The sequence below is a fragment of the Micromonospora inyonensis genome (assembly GCF_900091415.1).
Lineage (GTDB): Bacteria > Actinomycetota > Actinomycetes > Mycobacteriales > Micromonosporaceae > Micromonospora > Micromonospora inyonensis.
Genome location: NZ_FMHU01000001.1, coordinates 1683925 through 1699010 on the forward strand (window position 1 = coordinate 1683925; position 15086 = coordinate 1699010).

A 15086-nucleotide genomic window follows, 5' to 3' on the forward strand; every position below is an offset into this window, starting at 1 on the left:
TACCGCCCACCGGCTTTCGCCTGGGTGGTTGCAGGGGCCCCTTCCTCATCAAAAAGCGGTGACAGGGGACCCCTGCTACCACCGCAGCGGGTGGAAGAAACCGTCGAGTCGGAACCGGATCCGGAACCGGAACCGCGGGTGGGGAAACCACGAGCGGCCGCCCCCGGGTGGGAACGGCCGCTCGTGGTGTTGGTTCGGTCAGTCGTCCAGCCAGTCCAGGCGGCGGTTGCCGCGGTCCTGCTGCGGGGGCTGACCGTCCCGGCCCCGACCACCCTGCTGCTGGTCGTAGTCGCCGTAGCCGCTGCCCTGCTGGCCGTAACCGTAGCCGCCCTGCTGCGGGTCCTGGCCGTAGCCGCCCTGCTGGCCGCCGCTGTGCCCGCCCTGCTGGCCGTCGTATCCGCCCTGCTGGTCGTAGCCGCCACCGGAGCCGTATCCGCCGCTGCCCTGCTGGCCGTAACCGTAGCCGCCCTGCTGCGGGTCCTGGCCGTAGCCGCCCGGGGTGGCTTCCTGCCCGTATCCGCTCTTCTGCCCGCCGTAGCCGCCGTAGCCGCCGGTCGGCTCCTGGCCCCGGCCGTAGCCCGCGCCCGGATCCTGACCGTAGCCTCCGTCGGTCGGCTGGTAGGTCGAGGTGGGGTACGGGTCCGCAGGCGGGGTGTACGACTGGGTGCCCTCGGTGTAGCGGCCGGTCGGCTCGTCGTACCCGTCGCCGTAGCCACCGCCCTGGCCCGGCGCGGTGTAGCCGCCGCCCGGGCTGCCGTAGTCCGGCTGGCCGCCGTACCCGCCACCGGAGGACGGCGCGTTCCCGTAGGGGCTGCCGGAGGAGGGCGCGTTGCCGTAGCCGCCCGTGCCGTAGCCACCGGCGGCCTGGGTCGGGGCCGAGTCGCCGTATCCGCCGCCGGCCCAGCCGCCCTGGCCGGCCGCGCCGTAGCCCTGCCCGGGTTGGGGCGGCGGTGCGCCGTACGGGTCCGGCGGGACGTCGTCGACGAGCGGTCGGTTGTGCATCATCGTGGGTGCGTCCGCGAGGGACGCGCCGCCGACCATCGTCGCGTCGGGGCCGACCCGGTTCACCACACGGGTCGCGTCGTCCGCGCCGCCCCGGTACGCCCCATGCGCGGCCGGGGTCGTACCGGCCGCCTCGCCGGTGGCGGCCTCGCCGTCCTCGTCGTCGGGGTTCTCCCGGCGCCGCATCCAGAGCAGCACGATGGTGCCGACGCCGATGGCCACGAAGAGGCCACCGAGGATGATCAGCAGCCAGGAGCCGAACCCGCCGGACTCCTCCTCGGCGGCGTTGTTCGCCGCTCCGGGGGTGGCGCCGGCCTCCTCGGTGGTCTCCTCGGTGGGGTCCTCGGTCGGTACCGAGTCCTCGGTGGTGCCCGGCGTGGGGGAGGCGGTCGCCTCGACCTGCAGGGCGAGCGAGATCCGTTGCCCGGTCACGCTCTGCCCGGCGCCGGCGTTGATCGTGACGGTCTTACGGACGTCGTTGAAGCTCGCGCCGAGGACGATCTGGCCGGGGGTGATCGGTTTCTGGGTCGATCCGTCGAACCGCCAGTCGCCGTCCTCGTCGGTGGTCGTCGTGTACTGGTGGCGCTGGGGATCCATCAGCGCCACGGTGGCGTTGGGGACCGGCTCGCCGTTCGTGGCGTTCGTCACCTTGCCGGAGATCCGCCGGACGGTCTGCGCCTGGGACGGCGTGGTGGGCGCGGCCCGGCCGACCAGCGTGACGGTGGTACTGGCCTCCTTGCTCTCGCCCTGCCCGGTGGCGTCGGTCGCCTTGACGGTGATGACCGCGGAGCCGTTGCTCGCGTCGTCGGCCAACCGGAACGTGGCCTCCATGCGGCCACCCTCGGTGACCGGGATGGAGGAACAGCCGTTGACGCAGGCCAACTTGCCGTTGTTCGAGGAAACCTGGATGTTCGCCGGGCCAGCGTCGGCGTCGAAGTCGAGCGAGAACCTGACCGTGGTGGTCTTGCCCGCCTCGACCGAACTCGGCGATGCCGAAACGTTGTTGACGTCCGGGGCGGCCAGGGCGGGTGTGGCGGGGATGGCGAGCAGAGCGCCGGCAACCAGCGCTACGACCACACCGGCCCGTTGCTTCCAGGCACGTCGGTGTGTTGACACGTCCACCGCCTTCCGGTCTGACTTCCCCGCCCGGTGGGGGCCGGGTCCCGGGGATCATCACGGTTTGAATAACGCCGTCGGCAACTATGCCTTGTCGGGCCGGATGAGCGCGACCCAGGGCCAGCGTCGGTAACCCTACTGGCTAGCCGTATCGTCCCGTCGTGTCCTCTCCGCACATAAAGTCCGCCGCGGTCGCGGCGGCGCTGACGGCGCTCGACGAGGGGCGTACGCCCGAACGGTCGGTCCTCCGGGAAGCGGTCCGGACGCTGCTGGCCGTCCTCGCGGAGCGCGCCCCCGGCCGATCGGTGGAGGTGCGGGTTCCACCCTACGGCGCGGTCCAGTGCGTTCCCGGTCCGCGACACACCCGCGGTACGCCACCGAACGTGGTGGAGATGTCACCCGAGGTGTGGCTCGCCCTCGCCTCGGGGCGGCTGGAGTGGGGTGAGGCGGTCACGGAGGGTCGCGTCCGGGTGAGTGGGGTCCGGGCGGATCTCTCGGTCCATCTCCCGCTGGAGCTGGGATGATCACCATCCGTCGATGACCGATAGGAGCTGGTTCGTGACTGTCGGTATCACTATGGTACCGCGTACACTGTGAGTCGACGTCCCGGCATGCCGCGCGGACCCGCGCGACACCCACCCCAGCAGTCAGACAGCAACGAGGGAGCGGCAGGTGCCCCGAGGCGACGGCCGGCTGAGCCACGACCTGGACCCCCAACGGCCCGGCCCCCAGGACGCCTGCGGCGTCTTCGGGGTCTGGGCACCGGGCGAAGAGGTTGCCAATCTCACCTACTTCGGGTTGTACGCGTTGCAGCACCGTGGCCAGGAGGCGGCCGGCATCGCGGTGAGCGACGGGTCGAGCGTCGTGGTCTACAAGGACCTCGGCCTGGTCGCCCAGGTCTTCGACGAGCCGACCCTGGCGAGCCTGCGCGGCCACCTGGCGATCGGGCACACCCGCTACTCGACCACCGGTGGCTCGACCTGGGAGAACGCCCAGCCGACCATCCGGTCCACCACCGCCGGCACGACGGTGGCGCTGGCCCACAACGGCAACCTGGTGAACACCGCCGACCTCCAGCGCGACGTCGCCGAGCAGGGCCTCGGATCGGACGGCTCGACCAACGACACCTCCCTGGTGACGATGCTGCTGGCCAGCTACCCCGACCTGTCGGTCGAGGCGGCGGCGCTGAAGGTGCTTCCCCGGCTGCGCGGCGCGTTCAGCTTCGTCTTCATGGACGAGTCCACCCTCTACGCCGCCCGCGACCCGCACGGCGTGCGTCCCCTGGTGCTCGGCCGGCTGGAGCGGGGCTGGGTGGTGGCCAGCGAGACCGCCGCCCTGGACATCGTCGGCGCGAGCGTGGTGCGCGAGATCGAACCGGGTGAGCTGATCGCCATCGACGCCGAGGGGCTCCGCTCCACCCGGTTCGCCGCCCCCGAGCCCAAGGGCTGCCTCTTCGAGTACGTCTACATCGCCCGCCCCGACGCCACCCTCGCCGGGCGGAACGTGCACGCCACCCGGGTGCAGATCGGCCGGCAGCTGGCCAAGGAGCACCCGGTCGAGGCGGACCTCGTCATCGGGGTCCCGGAGTCCGGCATCCCGGCCGCCATCGGGTACGCCGAGGCGTCCGGCATCACGTACGGCGCGGGACTGATGAAGAACCCCTACGTCGGGCGTACCTTCATCCAGCCCTCCCAGACGCTGCGCCAGCTCGGCATCCGACTCAAGCTGAACCCGCTCCGGGAGAACGTGCGGGGCAAGCGGCTCGTCGTGGTGGACGACTCGATCGTGCGGGGCAACACCCAGCGGGCGATCGTCCGGATGCTGCGTGAGGCGGGTGCCCTGGAGGTGCACGTCCGGATCTCCTCGCCGCCGGTGAGCTGGCCCTGCTTCTACGGCATCGACTTCGCCACCCGGGCCGAACTGCTGGCCAACGGGCTGGACAACGAGGGCATCCGCCGCTCGATCGGCGCAGACACCCTCGGGTACGTTTCGCTGCCCGGGCTGATCGCCGCGACCGAGCAGCCGAAGACCCGACTCTGCCGGGCGTGCTTCGATGGGGAGTACCCGATCGAGCTCCCGGCCGGCAACCTGATCGGCAAGCACGTGCTCGAGGGTGTGGGCCGCCGGGTCACCGGCGCCGCGCCGGAGGCCGCCCGTTCCGCGCCCCGGGGTGCGGAACACGGGGGCACTCCACCACTCGTCGCCAGTCCGGGCGGCGCGACCGTACACCGCCCATAGCATCACCCGGCGCAGGTCGCCGGCGGCAGCCATCGACGGGTCGAGGAACATGGCGCGGTGTCGGCACCGCGAGGACCACAAAGGGGAGAACCGTGACGCACGTGTCCGAGCGCAGCGGCGCAGCAAGCAGCAGCCCGTCCGGCACCGGCGGCGAGCGCCAGCCCTGGCCGGCCGGAACCGGTCGTCCGGCCCGTAAGCGGTCGACGTCGTACGCGGACGCCGGGGTGTCGATCGAGGCGGGTGACCGCGCGGTCGAGCTGCTCAAGTCCAAGGTGCGGCAGACCCGGCGGCCCGAGGTGCTGGGCGACCTGGGAGGGTTCGCCGGCCTGTTCCGGCTCGACACGAAGAAGTACACGAACCCGATCCTGGCCTCGTCGACCGACGGGGTGGGCACCAAGCTGGTCATCGCCCAGCAGCTCGGCATCCACGACACCATCGGCATCGACCTGGTCGCGATGGTCGTCGACGACCTGGTGGCGTGCGGGGCGGAGCCGTTGTTCCTGCTCGACTACATCGCCTGCGGCGAGGTCGTGCCGGACCGGGTCGCCGAGATCGGCGCCGGCATCGCGGACGGCTGCCGGTACGCCGGCTGCGCGCTGCTCGGCGGGGAGACCGCCGAGCACCCGGGGGTGCTCCGCCCCGACGAGTACGACGTGTCGGCCACCGGTGTCGGCGTGGTCGAGGAGAGCGAGATCCTCAGCCCGGAGCGGGTCGAGATCGGCGACGTGGTGATCGCGATGCGTTCGTCCGGTCTGCACTCCAACGGGTACTCCCTGGTCCGGCACGTGCTGCTCGGCGCGGGCCGGATGCGACTGGACGTGGTGATCGAGGACTTCGGCCGGCAGCGCACGCTCGGCGAGGAACTCCTCACCCCCACCAAGATCTACGCGCAGGACTGCCTGAAGCTGATCGCCGAGGCCGAGGTGCGGGCCATCGCCCACGTCACCGGCGGCGGCATCCCCGGGAACCTGGTGCGGATCCTGCCGGAGACCGTCGACGCGGTGGTCGACCGGGCCACCTGGAAGCCGCAGCCGATCTTCGACCTGATCCAGGCCAAGGGCCGGATCGAGGACGCGGAGATGGAGTCCACCTTCAACATGGGCGTCGGCATGTTCGCCATCGTCTCCTCCGAGGACGCCGACCGGGCGTTGGCCACCCTGGCCGGCCGGGGGATCGACGCCTGGCAGGCCGGCGAGATCATCGAGGGCACCGGCAACGTGCGGATGGTGGGCCAGCACACCCGGGGATGACGGTCACCACGTGATGATCAGTCGTACACCCGATGAGGGGTTCACCCGGACGGTCATCGCCGCCTAGCCTGAAGGTTCCTCAGGCGATCGGCGAAGGAGGGCGATGGCTGTCCGGCAGCGGACGTTCAGCGGGATGCGCGGTGTCGCCGCCGTCCCGACGTACGTCGTGATGCAGCCGACCACGCTCTGCAACCTGGACTGCCACTACTGTTACCTCCCCCTGCGTGCGATGGACCGACGGATGCCGGTCGCGGTCGCCGAGGCGGTCGCCGAGGCGGTCGACCCCTGGGCCGAGCGGGGCCGGTTCTCCGTGGTCTGGCACGGCGGGGAGCCCCTGGCGGCCGGGCCTGAGCACCTGGCCGCGCTGATCGCACCCTTCAATCCGGCCGTCGAGCATCACGTGCAGACCAACGCCACCCTGATAGACGACGACTGGTGCGCGTTCTTCGCCGAGCACCGGGTGCGGGTGAGCGTCAGCGTCGACGGCGGGCGGGACCGCAACGCCGAGCGGGTCACCCGGGGCGGTCGGCCGGCGTACGACCGGATCGTTCGCGGGGTCGCCGCGCTGCGCCGGCACGGGCTGCCGTTCTCCGCGCTCGCCGTCGTGAGCCGCCCCGAGCCCGGGCTCGCCGCCGAGCTGTACGACTACTTCCTCGACCTGGGGTGTGACGTCCTCGGGGTGAACATCGAGGAGACCGAGGGGGTGAACACCCGGGGCAACGCGCACGACCCCGCGACGGTGACCACCTTCTGGGCCGAGCTGGTCGCCGCCTGGCGACGCGATCCCCGGATCCACCTGCGCGAGGTGGAATGGTCCCTGCGGTACGCCTCGGCGATCCTGGACGGGACGGCCGACGACGTGCTGCCCCGGCGGCTGGACCCGATTCCGACCGTCGCCCACGACGGCTCGGTGACATTGCTCTCCCCGGAGCTGGCCGGCTTCTCCGACCCCCGCTACGGCAACTTCAGCAGCGGGAACGTGCTGGACACCCCGCTGGCCGAGATCCTGGCCGACGCGGAGCGGACGTCCTGGGTGGGCGAGTTCCTCAGCGGTGTCGAGGCGTGTCGCGCCTCGTGCCCGTATTTCGGCTTCTGCGGCGGCGGCCACGCCGCCAACCGTTACTTCGAGCAGGGGCGCTTCGACGGTACGGAGACCGAGCACTGCCGCAACAGCAAGATCCGCCTACTGGAGGGAGTGTTGGAACATGCCCGAGATCACCAGTCACCGGTCGAGTGAGCCGGTGGGAGGGAAGCCCGCCGACCTGATCGTGGAGCGGGTACGCGAAGCCGAGGCGGGCCTTACCGCGTTGCTCCACGAAGCCGAGGCGGCGCGCCGGCTCCGGGCGGAGGTCTCGGGCAGCGACGGGGCCAGCGCGGTCTGCGCATGGAACCACTTCGAGAACATCCCGACGTTCTACAACTGGAACAACCGGCCTCGGTGAGGGCACGGAAGGGAGATCAAGGACCTGCCGGGGCATCCCGGGCAGCCGGCACGGCAGGTCCTCGATCGTCAGTTGGTACGCCGGGCCCGAAGGGCACATGCGTGAGCACGCGGGCCTTACCGCGTACTCAGATGCGACCGCGGGTCAGCGGGTAGGACGAACCCAGGGATCCGGGTCGTCCTCCGGATGGTCCTCGTCATCGTCGTCGACGTACTCTTTGTAGTCGTCGTCGAAGTCGTGGTCCGACTTACGGCTGCCGCCGAGTTCTCGCTGCAAGGCGGCGAGGTCGGTGTTCGGGGAGTGGTACTTCAACTCCCGGGCCACCTTTGTCTGCTTGGCCTTAGCACGGCCGCGCCCCATGGCTCGACCCCCTCGCACAGAATTCGGGGCAGCCCGAAGGCGGGCCCCGATGACGTCAGGCATCTCTCGTGGCTCTTACGGTACATGGGGATGCCCACGTTCGGCACCTCGGGTTACCGTCGACCGGCCCTGCGCGTCGCGCGTCAACCAGCCGTTACGAAGTGTACCCGGTAAGGAGTGCCCTCGGACGAGGGCGTGACGCTCGCCGACGTGGTCCGCGTCGCCCCCGGAGGCGGCACCGGAGCCGGGTTCGCCGCGTCCTGCCGGGGCGGGATCGTCGGAAGCTCGCAAACAGGCCGAACGGGCACCCGGGGACGGTTCGGTCGTACCGCCCGCCCCCGGGAACCCGGACGGATCAGGGCAGCAGGATAGTCCGGAGTCGGCCGACGTCGGCCATCCGTCGCTCGGCCAGCCGGTCCGCGGCCACGGCCGGCGGCACCCCCTCCGCGTCGGCGAGCTGGAGGATCTCCCGGGTGGTGTCGTAGATCCGGGTGGCCCGCAGCTTGGCCCGCTCGAAGTTGAAGCCGTCGATCTCGTCGGCGACCTGGATCACCCCGCCGGCGTTGACCACGTAGTCCGGCGCGTAGAGGATGCCCCGCTCGGCGAGAAGCTTCTCGATGCCCGGGTGGGCGAGCTGGTTGTTGGCCGCTCCGGCGACGACCTTCGCGCGCAGCGCCGGCACCGTGTCGTCGTTCAACGCGCCACCCAGGGCGCACGGGGCGTACACGTCGATGTCGGCCGCGACCAGCGCGGAGGCGTCCGGGACCAGCTCGACCTGCGGGTAGGTCTGCCGGGCCCATTCGCAGGCCCGGGGGTTGACGTCGGTGGCCACCACCCGCGCGCCGTCGTCGACCAGGTGCCCGGTGAGGTGGCGGCCGACCTTGCCCAGCCCGGCCACGCCGACGGTGCGCCCGGCGAGCGTCGGGCTGCCCCAGACGTGCTCGGCGGCGGCCCGCATCCCCTGGAACACACCCCAGGCGGTGAGGACGGACGAGTCGCCGGCCCCGCCGTGCTCGACGCTGCGGCCGGTGACGAAGCGGGTCTCCCGCGCGATCACGTCCATGTCCGCCACGTAGGTGCCCACGTCACAGGCCGTGTAGTAGCGGCCGCGCAGCGACTCGACGAAACGGCCGTAGGCGCGCAGCAGCGCCTCGCTCTTGAGCCTGTCCGGATCGCCCCAGATGACCGCCTTGCCTCCGCCCAGGTCGAGCCCGGCCAGCGCGTTCTTGTAGGCCATGCCGCGCGAGAGGTCGAGCACGTCGGCGAGGGCCTCGGCCTCACCGGCGTACGGGTAGAAGCGCGTCCCGCCGAGTGCGGGGCCCAGCGCCGTGGAGTAGATCGCGATGATCGCCCTGAGTCCGGTCTGCTTGTCCTGGCAGAAGACGACCTGTTCGTGGCCGGAGGACCCCGGGTCGTCGTTCGCGAATACGCCCATGACTGCTCCTGGTGTCGGTGTGTCCTTGTGGGACACGGAACCTGACGGTGGCCGGCGGGATGGTGCCGACCTTGCCGAGCCTAGTACTCGATCGTCTCTGGAGCGCCTCCCGCGCACGCCACGGATCAGGGACGTCAGCGCGGGTTCGGCCGGGCTTTCGTGGGAGGATCGCGCCGTGCCGTCGCTCTTCGCTTCATATCTGCGTGTGTACGAGCCGCTGACCGCGTTCGACCGGGACCGCCAGGCGTACTGGCGCCGCTACGTGCACCAGGGTCGGGCGGTGGCCCCGCAGGAGGGACCGGCCCGGCAGCGGACGGCCGTGATCGAGGCGCTCGGCGCGGGCTGGACCCGCCTGCCCGACCTGCCCGACGAGGCGTACGTGCTGGAGACCGGTGAGACGATGCTGGTCTGCCCGTGGAACCTGCGGATCCGGGTGGCCGAGGCGGCGCTGAGCGCGCGCGAGGGCGTGCCGGCGGTGCTCGCCGACGCGTTCGTCCCGGCGGTGCTGGCCGGTCAGGCGAAGGCCGTGGTAGAGGACTGGCGCAGCGGCGCCCGGGTGCTGGAGCACGGGGTGCCCCGGCTGCACGAGCAGATCTCCACCTGGGGCGTGCCGCTGCGCTGGTTCGTCCTCGTCGATCCGGAGGAGCGGGAGCTGGACGTGGCGCCGGGGCGCCGGGTGCTGCGCTACCGGACGGAGATGTCCAAGGCCCGCCGACGGTCCTCACGGGCCCTGTCGGTGCTGCGCAAGTCGGTGGGGGAGGTCCCGATCACCCAGGCCGTCGAGGAGGCCGCCCGCTGGTTGGAGGAGTTCCACCCCCGGTCGGTGGTGGAACTGGACTACGGCGGTCTGGTGGATCTGCTTCCGGAGGACACGCTCCGGGCGGACGACTCGCCGGCCCTGGTCGCGACCGGCCTCGCCGGGCTGGCCCGGGGCGAGGCCGAGGAGGCTTCGGCGGCGTACGACAAGCTCGTAGCCCGGTGGCGGGCGGTTCAGCTCCAGGAAAGGTGCAATTAGCGCCAAACACCGCAAGAGATGCCAGTAATGGGAGCCTGCTTCGTAGTTGGCGCATCACGAACCGTGATCATCAGTCCGAATAAGGTAGATTCTGACCCGCAAAAGACGTATAAATCGGTCATGGTTCATCCGTCCGTCTAGGGACCTTCGGCCGTTCGGCCCATGTCGGACATCGGGGACTAGCCGGACCATGGGAGACGCGTCGGCCGGCGGGACCCCGGCCGATGTCTATACACGTGGAGGAGTGACCGATGGCATCGCGAACGCACGAACCAGAGCCGCTGCTCACACCGGCCGAGGTGGCGTCGATGTTCCGTGTCGACCCGAAGACCGTGACCCGGTGGGCGAAGGCGGGCAAGCTCAGTGCGATCCGCACCTTGGGCGGGCACCGTCGTTACCGCGAGTCAGAGGTGCGCGCCCTGCTCCAGGGGCAGATTCCCCAGCAACGCCAGGGGGACTGACCGGGGCGGCGCAGCGACGTTCCGGACGAGGGGCGGCGGACGAGGGTCCGCCGCCCCTCGTCATGTCCGGGCCCGGGTGGGCCGGAGCGGCGTCCGGCCGACCGACAGCCGTGCGCCCCCGACGCCCTGCTCAGCCCAGGGTCACCCGCACGCCCACCGTGCCCTGATCGCCCCGGCGCAACCGGCTGCCGAGCAGGGTCAGCCGGCCCAACAGCCGGTACTTCTGCTTGAGCAGGCTCCGGATCCGCCGGGTCTCGGTCGGGCCGCAGAGGGCCGCCTGCCCCTTGACCGCCGGACCGTGCGGACGTCCCCGGACGTCGCACGGCGCGACCGTCACCGTCGGGTTCCGTCGGATCCGCATGACCTTGCCGGAACCGGCGACCGTCCAGACGGCCAGGGCATCCCCGTCGCGTACCGCCCAGACCGGGGTGGGCACCGCACGACCGTCCCGCCGGTACGTGGTGAGCAGGACGTACTTCTCCGCCGCCAGGTCGTCGAGATCAGTCACGCCGTCACGATACGGCCGGTCGGCCCGCCCGGTACGCCGGATAGCGTGCAGCGTATGGGTGGCGAACCACGGCTCGGCGACGTCTTCGGCTCGATGATCAGGGACGCGTACGCGGTTCAGACGGGCATCGGGACCCGACCGTTGGCCGGTGGGCGGTTACCGCGCCCGGTCACCGAGATCATCGAGCGGGACGACGGGCTGATCAACGGCGCGCCGTCCGCGCACTACTTCGCCGGCCCCGAGGACTGGGAGCCGTACGACCACCGGGCGGTGGCCCGGGTCCGGGGCGCGACGCTGGACGTCGGGGTCGGCGCGGGCCGGATCGCGCTGTTCCTCCAGGAGCGGGGGACCCCGGTCACCGGCCTGGACACCTCGGCCGGGGCCCTGGCGGTCTGCCGCCGGCGCGGCGTGCGGGACCTGGTCCACGCCACGGTCGACGCCCACGTCGCCGACGGGCGGCGGTACGACACGTTCCTCCTGCTCGGCAACAACCTGGGGCTGATCGAGGGGGCGGAGCGGGCACCCGCCTTCCTGGCCGCGCTGGCCGCGATGGCCCGTCCGGGCGCCCAGGTGATCGCCCAGGGCACCGATCCGTACGGCACCCGGGATCCGGTGCACACCGGCTACCACGAGCGGAACCGGCGGCAGGGTCGGCTCGGCGGCCAGCTACGGCTGCGGCTGCGGTACCGGGAACTCGGCACCGACTGGTTCGACTACCTGGTCTGCTCCGCCGAGGAACTGGCCACCCTGGTCGAGGGCACGTCCTGGCGGCTGGTCGACGTCGACGACCGTGACGCCCCGTACTACCTGGCCTTCCTCCGGCTCGCCGGCTGAGGTGGTTGCAGGGGTCCCCTCCTCATCAAAAAGCGGTAACAGGGGACCCCTGCTTACACCTCAGCCTTACCGCTCAGACCTGGACGGTCGGGGGGAGCTGCCGGGGCGGCAGGCCGCCGTCGCCGTCCACGACCTCGTCCGGGGTGCCGTCCTCATCGATGTCGACCATGGTGATGTCGACCTTGCCGTCGTGGTCGGTGTCGAACTGGAACAGGTCGGCCCGGCCGTCCCCGTCGGTGTCGACCACCCAGACGTCGGTGCGCCCGTCGTTGTTGGTGTCCGCGCGGAGCAGTTCCACCCGCTGGTCACCCCGGGTCTCGACCGTCTCCGGCGTGTTTGCGGTCGCCTCGTTCATCGATCGTCCCTCCGTCGGTTGCCGCCCGCAGTACCCGGTTTCCGCCGCCCCCACGCATGCGATGCGGATCGCGGCTGCATAGGGTCGCCACATGAACGATCGTTTCGTCGTCGTCGGAGCCGGCACCATGGGGCTCGGCATCGCGTACGTGGCGGCCGGGGCGGGGCACGCCGTCGAACTGGTGGAGGTGGATCCGGGCCGGGCCGCCGACGCCCCGGCACGGCTGGCGTCGCTCTGGGACCGGGCGGTCCAGCGCGGGAAACTCGGTGCCGACGAGGCGGCGGCGAACCGGGAGCGGCTGGTGGTGCGTACCGCGCTCGCCGAGGTGGCGCCCGAGCCGGGGGTGCTCGTGGAGGCCGTACCGGAGCGGTTGGCGCTGAAGCGGGCGGTGCTCGCCGAGGCGGCGGCGCTGCGGCCGGTGCTGCTGGGCAGCAACACCTCCAGCATCTCCATCGGCGAGCTGGCCGCCGGCCTGGCGCAGCCGGAGCGCTTCCTGGGGCTGCACTTCTTCAATCCGGTCTGGGCGATGGCGCTGCTGGAGGTCGTGGTCGGTCCGGCCACCGCGCCGGAGACCACCGACGCGGCCGTCGCGCTCGCCCGCCGGCTGGGCAAGGACCCCGTCGTGGTACGCGACATGCCCGGCTTCGCCACCTCCCGGCTCGGGGTGGCCCTCGGGCTGGAGGCGATCCGGATGGTGGCCGACGGGGTGGCCAGCCCGGCCGACATCGACAAGGCGATGGCGCTCGGCTACCGGCACCCGGTGGGGCCGCTGGAACTGACCGACATCGTCGGCCTCGACGTACGGCTGGACATCGCCCGCACTCTCCAGGCCGCCTACGGGGACCGCTTCGCGCCGCCCGCGCTGCTGGCGGAGATGGTCGCCCAGGGCCGCCTGGGCAAGAAGTCCGGTCAGGGCTTCTACCGCTGGGTGGAGGGGAAGCGCGCGTGAGCCTGCGGATCGAGGAGCTGTCGGACCGGCTGGTGGTGACGCTGGACCGGCCGGAGAAGCGGAACGCCATCGACGCCGAGCTGATCAGGCAGCTGCACGAGGTCTGCGCCGAGTTGGAGGCGCGGCCCCGGTTGCTGCTGCTGACCGGCGGCGTCGACGGGATCTTCGCCGGTGGCGCGGACATCGGCCAGCTCCGGGAGCGGGGCCGGCTGGACGCGCTCGCCGCGATCAACTCGGCGGCCTTCGCCCGGATCCGGGCCCTGCCGATGCCGACCGTGGCGGCCGTGGACGGGCCGGCGCTCGGCGGTGGCGCGGAGCTGGCGTACGCCTGCGACCTGCGGGTGTGCACGGCGCGTGCGGTGTTCGGCCAGCCGGAGGTGCGGCTGGGGATCCTGGCCGGCGCGGGCGCGACCCACCGGTTGCCAGCGCTGGTCGGCGAGGCGCGGGCCAAGGAGCTGCTCTTCACCGGCCGGCGGGTGGACGCGGAAGAGGCGCTGCGGATCGGACTGGTCAACCGGGTGGTGCCGGAGCCGGACGGGCTGCTGGACTGCGCGCACGAGCTGCTCGACGAGATGGCGAAGGGCTCGGCGCTGGCACTGCGGCTGACCAAGCTGGCGGTCGACGCGCCGGCTGCGGCGCACCCGCACCTGGACCTGGTCAGCCAGGCGGTGCTCTTCGAGGACGACGAGAAGTACCGGCGGATGACCGACTTCCTGGAACGGCGGCGGCCACGGTAGACGCGGGGGTGGGGGCGTTGTCCGCCCCCACCGTCACTGCTGGATCCGTACGCCCGCCTCGTCGAGGGCGACGATCACCGCCGCCGACTCGGCGTAACCGATGAGCAGTACGGCGTCCGCGCCGAACTCCTTGATTTCCCGAGCGCCCCGGCTGAAGTCGACCGGCGGGGAGTCCGCGTTCGCCGGGGGCTCGTAGGTGAGCAGCTTGACCTTGTCGCTGCCGAGACCGGCCCGTTCCAGTTCGGTGCGGACGTAACCCTGGAGGCCCTCGCCGTAGGAGTCCTTCCGGGCGACCAGGGCGACCTTGCGTGGCCCGTCGCGGACGATGACGTCGGCGAGGGCCCGGCCCTGGAGGCTGTCCGGCGGGGCGGTGCGGAAGTAGAGGCCGTTGTCCTCGATGGTGGTCAGGCTGGCGTCGGTGTTCGCCGGGGAGACCATCACCAGACCGGCGGCCACCACGTCCGGCAGTACCGCCTTGGACACGCCGGACGCGCCCGCGCCGATGATGACGTGGACGTTCTTCCTGACATGGGAGGCCAGGGTGGCCCGGGCGATGTCGGGGTTGGTGCCGTCGTCGCCCTCGATCCAGACCACCGGCTTGCCGAGCACGCCACCGGCGGCGTTGATCTCCTTCACGGCCAGGGCTGCCGCGGCGGCCTGCGGCGGGTAGGCCAGCGAGAGCGCCCCGGTACGCGGCATCAGACCACCCAGGGTCAGCGGGACGGCGGCCTTGCCGCGCGGCTGACGCGCCTTCGGCGGGGCCTTGGTGCTCGCCGTGGAGTCGTCACCGGCGCCGACGAACTCGGTCTTGGCGTCGTTGAGCTTCTGGTCGTCGAAGTGCAGGGTGCCGTAGCTGGCGGTGGCCGGCTCCCCGGCGTCGGTGAACCCCGCCCGGGTGAGCGAGATGCCCCGGTACTCGATGTCCTGTCCGGTCCGCGCGAGCTTCAGGCAGCCGACCGCGTCCTCGCAGCGCTGACCCTCGTTCGTCACGCCGACGATCTGCTCGGCGATGGCGGCGGGGGCGGTGGTGCCGGCGAGCTGGGCGGCGAGGGCGCTGATCATCACCGCGTCGTACGCCTCGGCGGCGTAGAGGTAGTCCCGCAGTTCCGGGTCGACCGCGCGCAGCCGTGCCTTGAAGTCCTCCGGCAGCGGGGTCATCGGTGTGGTGCCCTTCATCCCGTCCACGAGATGGGCACGGTCCTTCAGCTCGCGGGGGAACGTGTTCAGCATGTTGCCGTCGTTGCCGTACAGGCGCACCTGGTGGACCGGGGTGTCGGCCTTCCCGGACTGCTCCGCCCCGCAGGCGCCGGCGGAGAGCAGGAGCGCCACGCATGCCGCCAACGTGGCGGCTCGCGAGCGACGTGATACGAGCATGATCGTCGTC

General features: G+C 71.8%; 15 protein-coding genes and 1 pseudogene. 10 read left to right on the forward strand and 6 right to left on the reverse strand.

The window, feature by feature from the left end:
- Positions 1 to 198 precede the first annotated feature (198 nt).
- Positions 199 to 2176, reverse strand: a pseudogene (locus GA0074694_RS07685) (carboxypeptidase regulatory-like domain-containing protein).
- Between the two features lie 103 nt (positions 2177 to 2279).
- On the opposite strand from GA0074694_RS07685, the gene GA0074694_RS07690 reads away from it, so the two are divergent.
- From GA0074694_RS07690 to amcA, 5 genes are all read left to right on the forward strand, one after another.
- Positions 2280 to 2642 (forward strand): sterol carrier family protein, encoded by a 363-nt coding sequence (locus GA0074694_RS07690; RefSeq protein WP_091454611.1) that lies wholly within the window; start codon positions 2280 to 2282, stop codon positions 2640 to 2642.
- Between the two features lie 148 nt (positions 2643 to 2790).
- A complete protein-coding gene (gene purF / locus GA0074694_RS07695; protein ID WP_091454614.1) occupies positions 2791 to 4356 on the forward strand; it encodes an amidophosphoribosyltransferase in 1566 nt (521 codons plus the stop codon).
- A gap of 92 nt (positions 4357 to 4448) precedes the next feature.
- Entirely contained in the window at positions 4449 to 5606 is a 1158-nt protein-coding gene (purM, locus tag GA0074694_RS07700; protein WP_091454616.1) for a phosphoribosylformylglycinamidine cyclo-ligase, read from the forward strand.
- Positions 5607 to 5739: 133 nt separating this feature from the next.
- Positions 5740 to 6843 carry a cyclophane-forming radical SAM peptide maturase AmcB gene (gene amcB, locus GA0074694_RS07705; RefSeq protein WP_342670927.1) on the forward strand — a complete coding sequence of 368 codons (1104 nt, stop codon included), beginning with the start codon at positions 5740 to 5742 and terminating at the stop codon, positions 6841 to 6843.
- The gene (gene amcA, locus GA0074694_RS07710; protein WP_176737815.1) at positions 6812 to 7048 is read left to right on the forward strand and encodes a multiple cyclophane-containing RiPP AmcA; all 237 of its coding nucleotides are present in this window, start codon (positions 6812 to 6814) and stop codon (positions 7046 to 7048) included. Before amcB ends, amcA begins: the two co-directional genes overlap by 32 nt.
- A gap of 144 nt (positions 7049 to 7192) precedes the next feature.
- Here amcA and GA0074694_RS07715 read toward each other — a convergent pair whose 3' ends face one another.
- Both GA0074694_RS07715 and GA0074694_RS07720 read right to left on the reverse strand, forming a co-directional pair.
- Positions 7193 to 7408: a DUF3073 domain-containing protein gene (locus tag GA0074694_RS07715; protein WP_091454623.1), complete on the reverse strand. Its 216-nt coding sequence runs from the start codon at positions 7406 to 7408 to the stop codon at positions 7193 to 7195.
- A gap of 355 nt (positions 7409 to 7763) precedes the next feature.
- Entirely contained in the window at positions 7764 to 8843 is a 1080-nt protein-coding gene (locus GA0074694_RS07720) for a Glu/Leu/Phe/Val family dehydrogenase (protein ID WP_091454626.1), read from the reverse strand.
- A gap of 175 nt (positions 8844 to 9018) precedes the next feature.
- On the opposite strand from GA0074694_RS07720, the gene GA0074694_RS07725 reads away from it, so the two are divergent.
- Together GA0074694_RS07725 and GA0074694_RS07730 are read left to right on the forward strand one after the other, a co-directional pair.
- Positions 9019 to 9858, forward strand: a complete 840-nt coding sequence (locus GA0074694_RS07725; protein ID WP_091454628.1) for a DUF8083 family protein — start codon at positions 9019 to 9021, stop codon at positions 9856 to 9858.
- Positions 9859 to 10109: 251 nt separating this feature from the next.
- Complete coding sequence (locus tag GA0074694_RS07730; protein ID WP_007073996.1) at positions 10110 to 10319, forward strand: BldC family transcriptional regulator; 210 nt, start codon at positions 10110 to 10112, stop codon at positions 10317 to 10319.
- 130 nt (positions 10320 to 10449) lie between these two features.
- On the opposite strand, the gene GA0074694_RS07735 is transcribed toward GA0074694_RS07730, so the two are convergent.
- Entirely contained in the window at positions 10450 to 10827 is a 378-nt protein-coding gene (locus GA0074694_RS07735) for a PPOX class F420-dependent oxidoreductase (RefSeq protein ID WP_091454632.1), read from the reverse strand.
- 54 nt (positions 10828 to 10881) lie between these two features.
- Between GA0074694_RS07735 and GA0074694_RS07740 the strand changes: the two genes are divergently transcribed.
- A complete protein-coding gene (locus tag GA0074694_RS07740) occupies positions 10882 to 11661 on the forward strand; it encodes a class I SAM-dependent methyltransferase (RefSeq protein ID WP_091454636.1) in 780 nt (259 codons plus the stop codon).
- A gap of 73 nt (positions 11662 to 11734) precedes the next feature.
- Here GA0074694_RS07740 and GA0074694_RS07745 read toward each other — a convergent pair whose 3' ends face one another.
- Positions 11735 to 12016 carry a hypothetical protein gene (locus tag GA0074694_RS07745; protein WP_091454639.1) on the reverse strand — a complete coding sequence of 94 codons (282 nt, stop codon included), beginning with the start codon at positions 12014 to 12016 and terminating at the stop codon, positions 11735 to 11737.
- Positions 12017 to 12107: 91 nt separating this feature from the next.
- On the opposite strand from GA0074694_RS07745, the gene GA0074694_RS07750 reads away from it, so the two are divergent.
- Both GA0074694_RS07750 and GA0074694_RS07755 read left to right on the forward strand, forming a co-directional pair.
- Positions 12108 to 12965 carry a 3-hydroxyacyl-CoA dehydrogenase family protein gene (locus GA0074694_RS07750; RefSeq protein WP_091454642.1) on the forward strand — a complete coding sequence of 286 codons (858 nt, stop codon included), beginning with the start codon at positions 12108 to 12110 and terminating at the stop codon, positions 12963 to 12965.
- On the forward strand, positions 12962 to 13702 hold the full coding sequence (locus GA0074694_RS07755; protein WP_091454645.1) for an enoyl-CoA hydratase/isomerase family protein: 741 nt from the start codon (positions 12962 to 12964) through the stop codon (positions 13700 to 13702). Before GA0074694_RS07750 ends, GA0074694_RS07755 begins: the two co-directional genes overlap by 4 nt.
- A gap of 33 nt (positions 13703 to 13735) precedes the next feature.
- Here the strand turns inward: GA0074694_RS07755 and GA0074694_RS07760 are convergent, their stop codons facing one another.
- On the reverse strand, positions 13736 to 15076 hold the full coding sequence (locus tag GA0074694_RS07760; protein WP_091454648.1) for an ABC transporter substrate-binding protein: 1341 nt from the start codon (positions 15074 to 15076) through the stop codon (positions 13736 to 13738).
- Positions 15077 to 15086 lie beyond the last annotated feature (10 nt).

Bases quoted from the DNA above. Each gene is read 5' to 3' on its own strand.
- amcB (WP_342670927.1), top strand. From the start codon at position 5,740: ATGCGCGGTGTCGCCGCCGTCCCGACGTACGTCGTGATGCAGCCGACC.
- amcA (WP_176737815.1), top strand. From the start codon at position 6,812: ATGCCCGAGATCACCAGTCACCGGTCGAGTGAGCCGGTGGGAGGGAAG.
- GA0074694_RS07715 (WP_091454623.1), bottom strand. From the start codon at position 7,408: ATGGGGCGCGGCCGTGCTAAGGCCAAGCAGACAAAGGTGGCCCGGGAG.
- GA0074694_RS07720 (WP_091454626.1), bottom strand. From the start codon at position 8,843: ATGGGCGTATTCGCGAACGACGACCCGGGGTCCTCCGGCCACGAACAG.
- GA0074694_RS07730 (WP_007073996.1), top strand. From the start codon at position 10,110: ATGGCATCGCGAACGCACGAACCAGAGCCGCTGCTCACACCGGCCGAG.
- GA0074694_RS07740 (WP_091454636.1), top strand. From the start codon at position 10,882: ATGGGTGGCGAACCACGGCTCGGCGACGTCTTCGGCTCGATGATCAGG.
- GA0074694_RS07745 (WP_091454639.1), bottom strand. From the start codon at position 12,016: ATGAACGAGGCGACCGCAAACACGCCGGAGACGGTCGAGACCCGGGGT.
- GA0074694_RS07750 (WP_091454642.1), top strand. From the start codon at position 12,108: ATGAACGATCGTTTCGTCGTCGTCGGAGCCGGCACCATGGGGCTCGGC.
- GA0074694_RS07760 (WP_091454648.1), bottom strand. From the start codon at position 15,076: ATGCTCGTATCACGTCGCTCGCGAGCCGCCACGTTGGCGGCATGCGTG.